Raw genomic sequence first — 15,130 nt, 5'->3', positions numbered from 1 at the left:
TGCGAATAGCTTGTAAGCTTAGCCTAACAAAAAATTCAAGTCTTTTAAAGTACATCACTTGATTTTGAGTCTGTAACAAAACTAAGCTAGCAAGGAAGTCCTGCTAGCTTAGCTGTGCGATGTTTGTAATTTTTATTCTGGGCTTGTGGCCTCACACCCTAGTCAGGCTCGGTCGCGCAGAAGTGGCTCCTCTTCACAAAAATCTGTCGAAGATTTGCCGTCTTCTCTAGCTTTTGGCTCCAGAGGTCCCTTTCTCCCGCATCCTCTCACACCCTTGTAGTCGGGTTCAGGCTAGCAGAAATAGCTCCTCTTCACCAAAATCCGTCGAAGACTTGCAGTCTTCTCTGGCTTTTGGCTCCAGAGGTCCCTTTCTCCCGCATCCTCTCACACCCTTTTATAGTCGGGTTCGCAGTTGCAAACTTGAAGTGACTTCACCCAATCGGAACGATCGGCTAAAGCCGCTCTTTTCCGTTTGGGCTCCAGTCATTCAAGTCTGGGCGCAACTGCTCACACCCTATATAGTCGGGTTCGGTCGCGCAGAAGTGGCTCCTCTTCACAAAATCCCGGCGAAGTCTTTCAGACTTCTTCGGTCTTTTGCTCCAGAGGTCCACTTCTACCCGCGCGCCCTCACACCCTTTTCTAGTCGGGTTCGCAAGAGCAGCTTTGGAGTGCTTTCGCAAGTCGGGAACGTGCAAGCAAGGCCTGCCCTTATCCCGACTTACTCCAAGCATCCAAAGCTAAACGCTCTTGCTCACACCCTTATTAAAACATTGTGTTTGTCTGGATGTTATAGGTTTTCTTATACCACCATCTGCCGACGAAGGCGATGACGGCAATGGCGAAGTAGAGGAAGGAGGGGAGGACGATGTTGATGTTGGCTGGGATGAGGGCGGTGCTGAGGCTGACGACGCCGATCCAGATGATGACCACGGCGGCTCCGACGCCGATGTAGCGGAGGATGGGGTGCTTGGCGTCCCGGTCCATGTTTTGTTGGTAGTAGGTCAGGATCGCCATGGCTAGGCCACCGAGGACGAAGTTAATGATTAAAGAAATCACACCGAAAGATTGGTTATTGTTGGCCTGGTTACTGCTGAGGGCGCCAATCCCTGCCAAGGCCGCGAACATGCCCCCGATAAATAGGGAGCTGTCCAACCAGATTTGTTGGAAGGTCGCAGGCTTCACTTCGACTTCACTAGGACCGTAGAGGACTTGCTGGGCATATTGGGTCGGCGTGCCGTAGAGATGGTTGGCCGTGATGCCCTGGCCCTGCTTGTCCAACATTTCTTTAATCATAGTGTTTTCGTGGCGGATGGCAGCTTCTTCAGCGCCCTGGGCCTTCATTTCCTTATTGAATTGGAAGATGAAGTCTTGGTTGCGCTTGGTCAGTTCGGGATAGAGTTTCTGGTTTTCTTCTTGGAGGTCAGCCAGGCTCACTTCCTGGTCTTTAACAGCTTGGTCTTGTGTCATCAGAAAACCTCCTAAACATTGAAGCGGAAGAGCATGATGTCGCCATCTTGAACGACATAATCCTTACCTTCCGACCGGTACTTGCCGTGCTCCTTGCAAGCCTGCATGCTGCCGTAAGTCATTAAATCATCGTAGTGGACGGTTTCTGCCCGGATGAAGCCACGCTCGAAGTCGGAGTGGATGATCCCAGCAGCTTGAGGGGCCTTCATGCCCTTCTTGAAGGTCCAAGCGCGAACTTCTTGTTCCCCTGCGGTAAAGTAAGTGGCCAGGCCAAGCAGGGTGTAGGACCGCTGGATCAAGACATCCAAACCAGATTGTTCCATGCCGAGATCTTCCAGGAACATGGCCCGGTCGTCTTCTTCCATGGTTGCCAGGTCTTCTTCCAATTTGGCGCAGACAACAACCACTTGGGCCCCTTCGGCATCGGCAATTTCACGAACTGCTTGGACGTGTTCGTTGTCGCCAGATGCGGCATCCTCTTCTTCCACATTGGCGACATAGAGGACGGGTTTCATGGTCAAAAGGAAGAGCTGTTTAACAAAGCCCATCTCTTCTTCGTTGAAGTCTAAGGCCCGGGCAGGCGTGCCGGCTTCCAGGGCTTCCTTAATCCGGCCCAAGACATTGGCTTCGACAACGGCTTCATGCTGCTTGGACTTAGCCATTTTAGCTGCTTTTTCATAGCGCTTGCTGACGCTTTCTAAGTCGGCGAGGACCAGTTCCAGGTTGATGGTTTCGATATCGTCTTTAGGATCGATACCACCGCTCACGTGGGTAATATTTTCATCGTCGAAACAGCGGACTACGTGGCAGATAGCGTCCACTTCACGGATATTGGCCAGGAACTTATTTCCCAGGCCTTCCCCCTTGGAGGCACCCTTCACAATCCCCGCAATATCGGTAAATTCAAAGGTCGTAGGGACCGTCTTCTTAGGGTCCACCACTTCGGTAATCTTCCAGAGGCGGTCGTCAGGGACTTCCACCACGCCCACATTAGGGTCAATCGTCGCAAATGGATAGTTGGCTGCCTCCACCTGCGACTTAGTAATTGCGTTAAATAAGGTTGACTTACCCACATTAGGCAAGCCGACAATTCCTGCTGTTAAAGCCATTGCTTATCGTTCACTCGCTTTCCTATTCATTTTCTGCTTTTTCAAGGACTTTTTTCATTTTCTTTTCAAATTCGCGCCGTGGCATCATCACAGACTGGCCACATCCCTGGCACTTCATCCGGATATCCATCCCCATGCGGATAATCTTCCAGGCATTGGTCTTACAAGGGTGGGGCTTCTTCATCTCGACCACGTCATGGAGCGCATAATTCTTGTCTACCATCCTATCCCCTCCTTAATCATCTAGGCGAATATTCAATAAATCTAAGATCCGGGTCAGGTCTTCCTCGGACAAGTATTCAATCTCGATCTTGCCGTGGTCCCCCTTGCTCTGGATCTGCACATTGGTCCCGAACTTGTCCATCAAGAGGTCTTCACTCTCACGGATATAGGTCGGTTTCTGCGGCGCTTGGACCTTCTGACTCTTCTGAGCTTCGACGGGTTCATTCAGGCTCTGGACCATCTTCTCCAATTGGCGGACCGTCATCCCCTCATTGACCACCTTCTTGGCTAGTCGGGTCTGGTCTTTAGGGTTCTTCAAGGCCAAAAGCGTCCGGGCCTGGCCCATGGACAAGTCGCCGTCTTGGACCAATTCCTTCACTTCCGGTGTCAGATCCAAAAGGCGGAGGTAGTTGGCAATATAAGACCGGCTCTTACCCAAACGCTTGGCCGCTTCAGCCTGGGTCAGAGACAAGCTATCAATTAAATTCTGATAGGCCTGGGCCTCTTCTAGGGGCGTTAGGTCTTCCCGCTGCAAGTTCTCAATGATCGCAGTTTCGATCATTTGGGCATCGGTCATCTCGCGCACAATGGCGGGAATGGTCTCTGCCCCATTCAGCTTGGTCGCCCGGTAACGGCGCTCCCCTGCAATAATCTCATAACCCTTAATAGCCGACTTGCGGAGGATAATAGGCTGGAGGAGCCCCTGCTCCGCAATGGAATCCGCCAACTCTTGCAGGGCCTTCTCTGAGAAATTGAGCCGCGGCTGGTAAGGGTTGGGGCGGATCTCATCAAGGGCAACCTCTACCACCTGCTCATGATCAGGATCAAGCGGCGCCTGGGCAGGACCCTGGCTGTCGCTTCCGATATAATCTTTTTCAAAAGGATTGCTTTCATCGGAGAAGAAAGCGCCGATCCCTTTACCTAAACCACGGTTCTTAGTCGTCATTTGCCAGCACTTCCTTTGCTAATTCAAGATAGACTTCCGCACCCCGCGATCGCTTGTCATAGTCGATAATGGCTAGGCCATAAGAAGGGGCTTCGGATAAACGGACATTGCGCGGAATCAGAGTGTCATAGACCTTGTCGCCGAAGTACTTGCGCACCTCTTGGACCACTTCATTGCTGAGATTGGTCCGCGCGTCATACATGGTCATCAAGACCCCTTCCAGCTTCAAGTGCGGATTGAAGTGTTTCTGAACCAGTTGAATAGTGTTAAGCAACTGGCTCAGCCCCTCCAAGGCATAGTACTCACTCTGTACAGGAATGAGGACGGAATCCGCTGCGGTGAAGGCATTGAGGGTCAGATGGCCCAGGGAAGGCGGGCAATCGATAAAGATATAGTCATACTGGTCGCGAACCGCTGCAATAGCCTCCTTCATCCGCTGCTCGCGGTGGGGGACATTGGTCAATTCCACCTCAGCCCCCGCCAATTGCAGGGTCGCTGGGACAACATCCACATTCTCCCGGGAAGAAGGCAGGGTCACATCTGCCAAGTCCTTGCCATTAATGAGCACATCGTAGATATCCTCTTCGACCTCTGCCTTGTTGATCCCTAGGCCGCTGCTGGCATTCCCTTGGGCATCGCTATCGATCAAGAGAACCTTCTTATCATTGTAAGCCAGGCAGGCCGCCAGGTTCACTGTCGTGGTGGTCTTACCAACGCCACCTTTCTGATTGGCAACCGCAATTACCTTTCCCATATTTTAATTACCTCCTTAGTCGCTTGCCGCGCAGTCACAAGCCAAGAAAGAAAAAAGGAAGGAAATGCGCTCCTTCCCCCTCGCATTTCTTCCGAATCCCAGCTCGAGTCTGACATTCTTCGCACATATTCTAATCTGTCTACTTTATTGTATCAAAAAAAAGCCCCCTGTGCTCATAATTTTATCTTTAGAAGACTTCTACAAGTTAGGAGCCTATCATTTCACGCCAAAAGCCTAGCATGTTATCATGTAAGCGTAAACATTTATTTGTATTGACTTGCCAACCATCACTTGCTCGCCTATTGAAAAAGCGAGCTCAGCCCCCTAAGCAAGGAGGAACCGATATGCCACGCTCCAGTTTAAAAATTGTTTTTTGGTGTCTTATCATCGATACACTCTTAAACGGTATCTTGGAATACTTTTGGTCACCCGCCCTCTTGGAGGCCTTTAGCTCCATACCTGGAAATATCGCCTTCCTCATCGTCCTCTACTACTGGTGGGAGGGTCGGAAGGAGGAAGACTAAGAAATTAAATAGAAATACGTAATATGTTAATAGCATGAATGAGCATTCGTTTCGCTTTTGAATTTGGTCGTTAAAAAGCCATGGCACCGGTTCGGGCCAAGGTCCCTCACCTAGCATTCTTCAAACGGCTAGTAAGGCTTGCGCCAACTATCCGTAATTCATAATGCTTGCTTTTCATGGCTAACGACCAACTTCAAAGCTTCACTACTGCTCATAAATAAATTGTCTAAACGTGTTATTTAATTACTAGTCTTTAAAATAAAAATTAAAACAAAAAATAGAAACGCCGTTCAAACAAGACAGCTCAGTCTTGCTTGAACGGCTTTTTAATTATGCTAACACTAAGCGAATTTGGGTTTGGGCGGGGTCGTGGAAGATGAGGCTGGAGCCGTCTTTGTCATAGTCGATCGCCTTGGCTTGGAGTTGGTCTTCCACCCAGTCCAGGTCGTCTTGGCTCCCCTGCCAGATGCTTTCGCGGAGACCCTGGCTGGTGTAGTCTGCCTGTGGGTCGATGTCCTTGCGCCAAACATTGGCCCCAAGGTGGTGGTGGTAGTCACCGGTCGCCATGAAGAGGGCGGACTTGCCCATGAGGAATTTGACGCCGAGGCCCATCACGTCATAGTAGAAGTTAAGGGTTTCTTCGATATCATGGACGTGGAGATGGATGTGGCCCATGATGGTTCCGTTCGGCATGCCCTGGTAGTCGCCTGCTTCAGCCAGGGCGAGGACTTCCTCTGCCGCTATAGGCTCAACGATCCCAGCGATAGCCCCTGATTCATTGATATCCCATTCAGATCGGTCCTTGTCAGCATAGATTTCAATTCCATTATCCTCAGGGTCCTGGAGGTAGAGGGCCTCGCTGTAGCCGTGGTTGGAAGCACCATCCAGGGGCGCTTTGACCTGGAGGAGGTGCTTGAAGTTATTGGCTAGGTCCTTGCGGCTGGGCAGGAGGAAGGCCATATGGTAGAGACCCGTATAGTCCTTCTTACGCTCATCAGTCGGATAGATCTCGAGAAGGACCTGACCATCCGCTGTCCCTAAGTAATACACCTCATCCTTGACCTCAATTTGGCTGAGACCAATTGTTTCTTGGTAGAAATTCGCTAAAATCTTGGGGTCCAGGGCATTGATCGCCACCGCTCGCGTCCTTACTTTAGTCGCTGATTCAGTCACCTGTCTTGTCATAAAATAATTGCTCCTTTGTTTTATTTTTCCGTCTTCACTTACATTCAGTAACCAGTCTAGCATGTTTTATTTCTGAATCGAAGCAATAAGTCTTGGCCTGTTTTTTTCATTTGGCTGAAGCGCTTTAATGTGTTAGTCTGACTTTAATGAAAGCATTGAATTAATTTTGAGGAGGAATGCTTATGTCGCGAGAAATTTTACGGTCTTTCATAATCACTTCTTTGCATGCTCTCTTTATCTTCTTAGTCCTGGCCCTCATCGAAAGCATATTCTCTGTGACGATTCCTTTTGCCCTTCAATTTTTGATCCTGATTTTATATGTGCTTGGCCTGAATTTGAAAAAAATAAGGAAGCTTTGATGCATGGTATTGGAGAGCATCCGTTCCGCTATTGAATTTGATCGTTGAAGAGCCATGGCACCGGCTCGAGCCAAGGTCTCTCGCCTAGCGAGCTTCAAACGGCTAGTAACGGCTTACGCCGACTATCCGTAATTCACATCGCTTGCTTGTTCATGGCTAACGATCAAATTCAAAGCTCCGCTCCTGCTCAAAACAATTGTAATAAATTTTTTAAATCATTAGTCACTGACACTAAAACAGAGATAAGCAAAAAAGAAGCAGTAGATGGTTGAAAAATCTGCTGCTTCCTTTTTATTTTGAATTAAACTGTCTTGATAGGCATTTATTAGTGAGTAAGATGGTGGCAACTTTCAAATACCAGTTCGATTTGAAAGTTCGACCTCCGCTACTCTCAAACTCCTTGTCCATTTGAAAGTTGGGTCCACGCTACTTTCAAACTCCTCGTCCATTTAAGAGTTGGGTCCGTGCTACTCTCAAACTCCGCTTCCATTTAAAAGTTCGACCTCCTCTACTTTCAAAGTCCATATCTATTTGAAAGTTGGGCAGCGGCTAGACAAGCTAGCTTGCCCCAACATAATGAAAACAAGCTAGCTAAGAGCTTGCTAGCTTGTTGAAGATGATTTTAGAAAATAGTATTGCTGTATTCTAATGAATTTTGTGCTTACAGGCCGCATTCGAAGCTTTTGTGTAGGAATTGTGCGCTCTTGCTCTCACCCTAGTCGGGTTCGCAAGAGCAGCTTTGGAGTGCTTTCGCAAGTCGGAAACGCGCAAGTATAGCTTGCCCTTATTCCGACTTACTCCAAGCATCCAAAGCTAATCGCTCTTGCTCTCACCCTTTCCTAGTCGGGTTCAGGCTAGCAGAAATAGCTCCTCTTCACCAAAATCCGCCGAAGACCTTCAGTCTTCTCTGGCTTTTGGCTCCAGAGGTCTATTTCTCCCGCTAGCCCTCACACCCTGTGTTTACTGAATTGGTTTTTTGGCTGGGGTGCCGGGTTTTCTGGGGTATTTGTTGGGGCTTTCTTTTTTCTTGGCGATGCGGATGATGTGGCGTTCGCCGGCGTTTTCGGGGAGTTCGAAGGCGATGTCTTCTAGGAATTTTCCGCCGAGGGTGGCGATGGCTTTCTTGGCGTCCGCGAGTTCGTCTTCTGCCTGGGCCCCCTTCATGGCAACGAAGAGGCCGTCTTTTTTGACTAGGGGGAGGCAGAATTCGGCGAGGACAGAGAGCCGAGCCACGGCGCGGGCGGTGGCTAGGTCATAGTGGGCACGGTGGGCCTTGTTCTGACCGAATGTTTCGGCCCGGTCGTGGATGGCTTGAACCTGGTCTAAGCCGAGTTCGTCAATGACCGTATCCAGGAAGCCAATCCGTTTTTTGAGGCTGTCCACGATCGTGACCTGGAGCTCTGGGAAGGCAATCTTGAGCGGGATACTTGGGAAGCCTGCGCCTGCTCCGACGTCCACTAGGGTCAGCGGACGGCTGAGGTCAACGTGGAAGGCCAGGGTCAGGGAATCGTAGAAGTGCTTGAGGTAGACCTCATCGCGGTCGGTAATGGCAGTGAGATTCATCTTCTCGTTCCATTCGACCAAGAGTTCATAGTAACGGGCGAATTGGGCCATTTGTTGGTCGGTCAGTGAGAGACCTGCGTCTTGGACTTGTTTTTGGAATTGTTCGGGATTCATGGCGCCTCCTAGACTCTAATGTAGGCATAGCGGTCGTGTTGGTAGTCAATCAGGGCTGCTACCCCATCCAGAGCGACAGCTAGGCCGACTTGGGCCACTCGGTCTTCGTCAATGCCCTCCCGCTCTAGGCTGGGTTTGGAGAGTTCGAAGGTCACTCCGCGGTCTAACCAAGGCTTGGCCTGGTCGAGGAGCTCCTCACGGTCAGCCAGACGGACAGCTGCCCCATTGGCAACAACTACCGCTTTAAGGTCAGGGCTTACTTCATAGGCTTTTTCTAAATACGTAAATAAGGTTGGCCATGCTTTCATTTCATGGACATGGAATACCACACGTTTCATTCCGATCGACTCCTTCTCGTCTATTATCACTGTCAGTATAGCATACTTCCTTCCACAAAAAAATCCTCCCAAGTCCGTGCCTAGGAGGATTTAGCTAGTAAGTTTATAACACTTTAGCCACTGGTCACCAATACTAACTAATATAGAACGATTCAATTTCATCACTTCAATAATTAGTATTTTATTTACCAAGCACTATAAACAGGAGCGCAACGGATGCTCACGAGCACCGCTCGTTTCGTAAAGAATAACTTTATTCAAAATTCTTAGGATGGGTCACCACTAGGGCAAGGCCCAGGACGAACATAAAGATGGCAAAGAGCAGGGTCGCGGACAGGCCAAATGACTTCAAGAGGAAGGCCCCCACCCCACTAGCAATCATAATCGACAGGTCGAAACTAGTCGTCTGCAGAGAGATGGCAATGTCTTGGCCTTCTGAGGTTTGCCGGGTGGTGGCTGTCTGCATCAAAGTCGAAATCGGACCGAAGCTGAGCCCCCAGAGGAACATACCGATGAAGCCCAACCAGAGCGAGGAAGCGCCCCAGATGAAGATGGCCATAGCGATAATTCCGATGATAAAAACCGTCAGCATAATGGACTTGAGATGGTCGTCGATGAGACGGGCCACCGCAACCACCGCACAGATAGCTCCGAGTCCAAAGACAATCTGCATGGCTTGAAGGCCCATGCCCAAGCGTTCAGCAATCATTTGAATGTAGACATAGCTGGTGTAGTGGGCGCAGACGAAGAGGAAGGTGAGGACAACGACCATCATCACATTGCGGTTCTTCACCATATCCTTGGGGCTGATCAAGTGAGCGCTGGATTGGCCAGGGACTGAGGGCAGGAGCTTATAACCCAGAGCGGCGACGATGAAGAAACCTAGCGCCACCATCCCAAAGGCCAGCCGCCAGTGCATGGCCTGGCCGATGTAAGTCATCAAGGGCACGCCCAGGCTCAGGCCAATCGTTGAACCTGAGAAGACCAGGGTTACCGCCCGACCAGCATGGGCAGCCGGCACCATCTGCAGGGTGTAGGCCGCCAACATGGACCACATCAAGCCGGCACAGACCCCACCGATCAAGCGGGCCCCCATAACCAACCAGAAGTAAGGCGAGATGGCCGTCAGTAAATTTCCCAGGCCAAAGCCTAAGACTACCGCGATCAAGAGGGGACGGCGGTTGACCTTGGTCACTAGCCGGGTCACGGGAATCGCTCCCAAGGCGGCTGTCAAGGCATAGGCCCCCACGAACTGACCCACCATGGAATAATCCGCTGACAGGCTCTCACCCATCTCCCGCAACAAACCCGCAGGCAGCAGTTCAGAAATAATCGCTAATAATGTAATCACACTCATCAGGAGAATCACCGGCCAGGGCATGGCTTGGTCATTTCCCCGTAAACTTCTCGTCATATTCTACCTCCACTCTAAAAGCTTCACCAATATCATTGTATTCGATCATTTTGGCAATCTTTGATCGAAAAGTCAAGCTTAGCCCCCTAAAAGATTCATGAGAAAAGGGATGGACTAGTTGCTGGGAATTGAACTTGCCGCTAAAGCACCTAGTGAATATAGAAACTGAGTAAGCAATTCTCTTGACGGAACGGTCATTTCGATTAAGGAACAATGAACCATATAAGAATTGCTTCATAAATAGCGAATAGAAGGCAAGCTCTTTGAAAGCGCTTCTTATTCTTGTTAAAATAAAAGTGTAAATGAAAGACAGACAGCGAAAGGAGAGGCGTTTTATGGATAGAGTTCACCAATTCTTATACCGCACACCGGAATTAATCAAATTGCTCATTATAGCTGGTCTGCTCATTAGTAATTACATCTTGCTGATCGAGCACTTCTCCTCACCTAGCCATCGGATGCTCCTCTCTCTTTCCTTTTTCATCCTTGCTGGTATTTTAGGTATGGTCTTTCGCAGACCGAAGACTAAGAAATAGAGGGATTTCATGGATTTCTTTAAGCAGTATAAAAATCAATTGATCGGCTATTCGACTCGGATTTTTATTGTCTATTCTGTCCTCAGTATTTTCCGCGACTTTGACTCTTGGGAGAACTACTTCTTCCGCCTCTTCATTTTTGTCATCTCTATAGCCATTATGTGTTGGCCACTGACCCGCTTGGCCAAGTATTTCTATGAAGAAGGCAAGAAAGATCGTCAGTGATAGGAGGTGAAGCAAAGGTAAGGCCGACTTACTTTTAAATGTATGAAACATTCTAATTCATTAATCTATCTTTTTCTATTTTTCAACCTGATAGCTTTTGTCCATGCAGATCAAAGCATCCAATATTTCTTACTCAGCCTATCCACCGCCCTCTTCCTCCTTCTAGCAGTGAAGGATCAACGGGCTCGGAAGTCAAAGGAAAAATAAATCATATTGTATACGACCAGCAAGCTTCTGAAGGCTCGGAGCTGCTGGTCGATTTTATTTATTGGATTGGAATAGCGCTGACTTAAGGCCTGGGCCTTACTTAGCACAAGCAGAAAAACCAAGCCTACAAGGTCCTTCATCCTTGTAGGCTTGGTTTTCCTTATTTTTTAGCGATTCTTGATAAGGCCAGACCACACTCGAGACACTTGAGTGTGTGTTAGCCCCCAGTAAGCCTCACTCGAAGGGCTTGAGTGGGTGTTGGAATCTAGCAAGCCCCATTCGAAGACCCCGACTGTGTCTTGAAACCCAGCAATCCCCACTCGAAAGTCTCGATTGTGTGTTGACAGCAGCCAACCCACAATCCAGGCTTTTGTTTGAAGGTTGATTAGAGGTAGAGAAGATCGAATTTCAGAATACAGTAAGATAGACACTCTTTGATTTTTAGTGATACTGCATACTAAGAATTGAATCAAAATTACTTAACCAGGTCCTTATGAGCAAGAGTGGAGCTTTGAATTTGATCCTTAGCCATGAAAAAGCAAGCGAAGAGAATTACGGATCGTAGGCTCTAGCCGTACGAACCGTTTGAATCTCGCTAGGTGAGAGACCATGGCTCGAACCGGTGCTATGCTTTAGCCGTTGGAGCGATAGCGACTTACGGATAAAGTACAAGACGGCTTTAGCCAGTGTTGATCCTCTGAATATTTAAGGATCAAATTCAAAAGCATAACGGATGCTCACTAGCACAATTTATATTCTACACCCTCCTCTTAACTTTCCCTGATTGTAAGTAGACAGCAAGGATAGAGATGTCGGCGGGGTTGACGCCGGAGACGCGGCTGGCTTGGGCCAGGGTGCGAGGGCCGATTTCGGCGAGGCGTTGGCGGGCTTCGGTGGCGATACCTTCAATAGCATCCCAATCGATGTCTTCAGGGATGACCTTGGATTCCATCCGGTGGAGTTTGTCAACGTTGCGCTGGGCTTTTTCGATGTAGCCGGCGTATTTGACTTGGATTTCGACTTGGTCCCAGACTTCGTGGGGGTAGTCGGTGTCGGATGGGGCGAATTTCAAGATATCAGTAATCTTGAGTTCGGGGCGTTTGAGGAGGTCAGCGGCCAGGATGCCGTCCTTCAAGCGGGAAGACCCCTTGTCCTCTAGGTAAGCTTGGAGCTCAGCAGTTGGCTTGAGCCGGGTCGTTTGTAGGCGGTTGAGCTCGGACATGACGGCATTTTGTTCGAAGAGATAGCGTTGGTAGCGCTCGTCCGTTACCAGGCCGAGCTGGCGGCCGTATTCGGTCAGGCGCAGGTCGGCATTGTCGTGGCGGAGGAGGAGCCGGTATTCGGCCCGGGAAGTGAGGAGGCGGTAGGGTTCCGTCGTCCCCTTGGTGACCAGGTCATCCACCATGACGCCGATATAAGCTTCGTCACGACCAATAATGAAGGGGTCCTTGCCCTGGATCTTCAAGGCCGCATTAATCCCTGCATAGAGACCTTGGCCAGCTGCTTCTTCATAGCCCGAGGTCCCATTAGTCTGGCCAGCTGTATAGAGGTTGTCAATATGCTTGGTTTCAAAAGTCATCTTCAATTGGTTAGGTCGAACCACATCATATTCGATAGCGTAGCCATCACGCATAATGCGGGCCTTTTCCAAGCCCTTGATGGAGTGGATCATAGCTTCTTGGACTTCTTCAGGCATGGAGGTGGACAGGCCTTGAACATAGATTTCATTGGTATAGCGGCCTTCCGGTTCCAAGAAGAGTTGGTGCTTGTCCTTGTCGGCAAAGCGCACAATCTTGTCTTCAATGGATGGGCAATAACGAGCACCGACCCCGTCCACAATCCCCGTGAACATAGGCGCCCGGTCTAAATTTTCGCGGATAATCTCATGGGTACCTTCATTGGTATAGGTCAACCAGCATGGAATCTGCTCGTCAGCGGGTAGGTAGTCTTCGTCATCAGAGAGGAAGCTGAAGTGGTGGGGCGTTTCGTCCCCAGGTTGGATGCTGGTTTGGTCATAGTCGACACTATCCTTGGCCACACGGGGTGGAGTCCCGGTCTTAAAGCGGACAATGTCAAAGCCATATTTCTCAGCTAGGTTCTTGGTCAGTTCAGTGGCTGCCTGGGAGTTATTGGGACCAGAAGAATATTTCAGGTCGCCGATAATAATTTCACCCCGGGCAGCTGTCCCAACGGTTAGAATAACGGCCTGGCTACGGAAGACCGCTCCAGTTTCCGTGATGACGCCCCGACACTGGCCTTCTTCAACAACTAAGTCACTGACAATGCCTTGGCGCAAGTCTAAGTTTTCTTGGGCTTCGACGGTTTGGCGCATGGTCCGGGCATAGGCTTCCTTGTCGGCTTGGGCGCGAAGGGCACGCACAGCCGGCCCCTTGCCCACATTGAGCATCCGCATTTGGATGTAGGTCTTATCGATATTGACCCCCATTTCACCACCGAGGGCATCGATTTCGCGGACGACAACTCCCTTAGCCGGCCCACCGATCGAGGGGTTACAAGGCATGAAGGCCACCATATCGATAGAAATCGTGATAAGGAGGGTCTTTTGTCCCATCCGAGATGTCGCTAGCGCCGCCTCACAGCCTGCATGGCCAGCACCAACAACAATGACATCATAGTCTCCAGCTGCAAATTGTTCTACCATTCTTTCATCCTTTCTTTATGTCCATTACTTGCCCAAACAGAATTGGGTAAAGAGTTGGGTAATCAGTTCATCAGGAGCGCTCTCGCCGGTAATTTCACCCAGCAAGTCCCAAGCCCGGGTAAAGTCGATCTGGATGAGGTCTACCGGCATGCCGGCTGCAATTCCCGCTTCCACATCATCCAGGGCTTGGTCGGCCTTCTGCAAGAGGTCGATGTGGCGGGAATTAGTCACATAAGTGGCATCCCGTTCGCCCGTCTGCCCGCTAAAGAAGAGGTCTGCAATGTCTTCTTCTAGGCGATCCAAGCCACTCCGTTCGACCATCGACGTTTCGATCACGGGATCATCGCCTAAGTAGGTCGCTAATTCGGTCCGATCAAGTTTTTGGGGGAGGTCGGTCTTATTGAAGATGATAATCCGCTGGCTCCCTGACGTTAGTTCCAATAATTCCCGGTCCATATCGGTCAAAGGCTCGCTCTGGTTGAGCAAAAGAAGGACCAGGTCCGCTTGTTCTAAGGCTTGGCGGGACCGTTCCACGCCGATTTTTTCCACCTGGTCATCGGTTTCCCGGATCCCGGCCGTATCGATCAGTTTCAAGGGCACGCCGCGGACATTGACATATTCTTCAATGGTGTCGCGGGTGGTCCCTTCGATATCGGTCACGATGGCCTTGTCTTCTCTAAGCAAGGTATTGAGCAAGCTGGACTTGCCCACATTAGGGCGGCCGATAATAGCGGTATTCAGACCATCACGCAGGATCTTCCCTTGCTTGGAGGTGGCTAGTAGGGACTGGATGCCTTCCTTAACTTGGGCTGTCTTCTCAGCGAGCAAGGAGAGGGTCATCTCTTCCACATCATCATATTCCGGGTAATCAATGTTCACCTCGACCTGGGCCAGGGTATTGAGGATGTCCTGGCGCAGGTCCTTGATAATGGAAGACAAGTGGCCGTCCAAGTGGTTGACCGCCTGCTGCATGGACCGGTCAGTCTTAGCCCGGATCACATCCATCACGGCTTCCGCCTGGGTCAAGTCAATCCGCCCGTTCAGGAAGGCCCGCTTGGTGAATTCCCCCGGTTCCGCCATGGTGCAGCCCTCGCGCAGGGCCAATTCCAAGATCCGCTGGGTCGCCAGCATTCCCCCATGGCAGTTAATCTCCACAATATCTTCCCGGGTAAAGGTCCGCGGCGACCGCATCACGCTCACCATAACTTCATCAATTTCCTCGTCCGTTTTGGGGTCCACAATATGCCCGTAGTGGATGGTGTGACTATCTTGGTCCACCAAGTGCTTCTTCCCCATCCGATAAATCTTATCCGCAATCTCAACCGCTTCCGTCCCTGACAGGCGCACAATCCCAATCGCCCCTTCACCAGGCGCCGTCGAAATCGCAGCAATCGTATCAAAAGCTTCCGTAAACATAAACCCACGCTCCCTTTCCTTATCATTCTTAGTGTCTAAGTCAGCTAGTCGTTATTTTTAATTTTTCTAATAAAAAAAGTGCCTAGTCT

13 protein-coding genes are annotated in these 15,130 nt (G+C 50.0%); 2 read left to right on the top strand and 11 right to left on the bottom strand.

The genetic code is table 11. From position 1 onward, the window contains the following. Positions 1-762: 762 nt before the first annotated feature. From AWM72_RS04260 to AWM72_RS04240, 5 genes are read right to left on the bottom strand one after another with little or no spacing between them, the layout of a single operon-like run. Positions 763-1,467: a DUF1129 domain-containing protein gene (locus AWM72_RS04260; protein WP_067973735.1), complete on the bottom strand. Its 705-nt coding sequence runs from the start codon at positions 1,465-1,467 to the stop codon at positions 763-765. Positions 1,468-1,478: 11 nt separating this feature from the next. Then, positions 1,479-2,576 (bottom strand): redox-regulated ATPase YchF, encoded by a 1,098-nt coding sequence (gene ychF / locus AWM72_RS04255; protein WP_067973732.1) that lies wholly within the window; start codon positions 2,574-2,576, stop codon positions 1,479-1,481. A 22-nt stretch (positions 2,577-2,598) separates the two neighbouring features. Continuing rightward, positions 2,599-2,799: a DUF951 domain-containing protein gene (locus AWM72_RS04250; RefSeq protein ID WP_067973728.1), complete on the bottom strand. Its 201-nt coding sequence runs from the start codon at positions 2,797-2,799 to the stop codon at positions 2,599-2,601. 12 nt (positions 2,800-2,811) lie between these two features. After that, positions 2,812-3,744 (bottom strand): ParB/RepB/Spo0J family partition protein, encoded by a 933-nt coding sequence (locus AWM72_RS04245; RefSeq protein WP_067973725.1) that lies wholly within the window; start codon positions 3,742-3,744, stop codon positions 2,812-2,814. Continuing rightward, positions 3,734-4,498 carry a ParA family protein gene (locus AWM72_RS04240; protein ID WP_067973721.1) on the bottom strand — a complete coding sequence of 255 codons (765 nt, stop codon included), beginning with the start codon at positions 4,496-4,498 and terminating at the stop codon, positions 3,734-3,736. The genes AWM72_RS04245 and AWM72_RS04240 overlap by 11 nt, the downstream gene beginning before the upstream one ends. A 344-nt stretch (positions 4,499-4,842) precedes the next feature. On the opposite strand from AWM72_RS04240, the gene AWM72_RS04235 reads away from it, so the two are divergent. Further along, the gene (locus AWM72_RS04235; RefSeq protein ID WP_067973718.1) at positions 4,843-5,022 is read left to right on the top strand and encodes a hypothetical protein; all 180 of its coding nucleotides are present in this window, start codon (positions 4,843-4,845) and stop codon (positions 5,020-5,022) included. 330 nt (positions 5,023-5,352) lie between these two features. Here AWM72_RS04235 and AWM72_RS04230 read toward each other — a convergent pair whose 3' ends face one another. The 4 genes from AWM72_RS04230 to AWM72_RS04215 form a co-directional block, all read right to left on the bottom strand. Continuing rightward, a complete protein-coding gene (locus AWM72_RS04230) occupies positions 5,353-6,207 on the bottom strand; it encodes a VOC family protein (RefSeq protein WP_067973714.1) in 855 nt (284 codons plus the stop codon). 1,319 nt (positions 6,208-7,526) lie between these two features. After that, complete coding sequence (gene rsmG / locus AWM72_RS04225) at positions 7,527-8,243, bottom strand: 16S rRNA (guanine(527)-N(7))-methyltransferase RsmG (RefSeq protein WP_067973711.1); 717 nt, start codon at positions 8,241-8,243, stop codon at positions 7,527-7,529. An 8-nt stretch (positions 8,244-8,251) separates the two neighbouring features. Continuing rightward, positions 8,252-8,581 carry a DsrE family protein gene (locus tag AWM72_RS04220; RefSeq protein ID WP_067973707.1) on the bottom strand — a complete coding sequence of 110 codons (330 nt, stop codon included), beginning with the start codon at positions 8,579-8,581 and terminating at the stop codon, positions 8,252-8,254. A 253-nt stretch (positions 8,582-8,834) separates the two neighbouring features. After that, the gene (locus AWM72_RS04215; protein WP_067973704.1) at positions 8,835-9,995 is read right to left on the bottom strand and encodes an MFS transporter; all 1,161 of its coding nucleotides are present in this window, start codon (positions 9,993-9,995) and stop codon (positions 8,835-8,837) included. A gap of 545 nt (positions 9,996-10,540) precedes the next feature. Between AWM72_RS04215 and AWM72_RS04205 the strand changes: the two genes are divergently transcribed. Next, a complete protein-coding gene (locus tag AWM72_RS04205; protein ID WP_067973697.1) occupies positions 10,541-10,756 on the top strand; it encodes a hypothetical protein in 216 nt (71 codons plus the stop codon). Between the two features lie 964 nt (positions 10,757-11,720). On the opposite strand, the gene mnmG is transcribed toward AWM72_RS04205, so the two are convergent. Next, complete coding sequence (gene mnmG, locus AWM72_RS04200; protein WP_067973693.1) at positions 11,721-13,625, bottom strand: tRNA uridine-5-carboxymethylaminomethyl(34) synthesis enzyme MnmG; 1,905 nt, start codon at positions 13,623-13,625, stop codon at positions 11,721-11,723. A gap of 24 nt (positions 13,626-13,649) precedes the next feature. After that, complete coding sequence (gene mnmE, locus AWM72_RS04195) at positions 13,650-15,041, bottom strand: tRNA uridine-5-carboxymethylaminomethyl(34) synthesis GTPase MnmE (protein ID WP_067973690.1); 1,392 nt, start codon at positions 15,039-15,041, stop codon at positions 13,650-13,652. Between the last annotated feature and the right edge of the window lie 89 nt (positions 15,042-15,130).

The organism is Aerococcus sanguinicola (assembly GCF_001543145.1).
GTDB lineage: Bacteria > Bacillota > Bacilli > Lactobacillales > Aerococcaceae > Aerococcus > Aerococcus sanguinicola.
The sequence above is the reverse complement of the archived record's forward strand: the minus strand, read 5'-3'. Positions and strand labels throughout refer to the sequence as shown.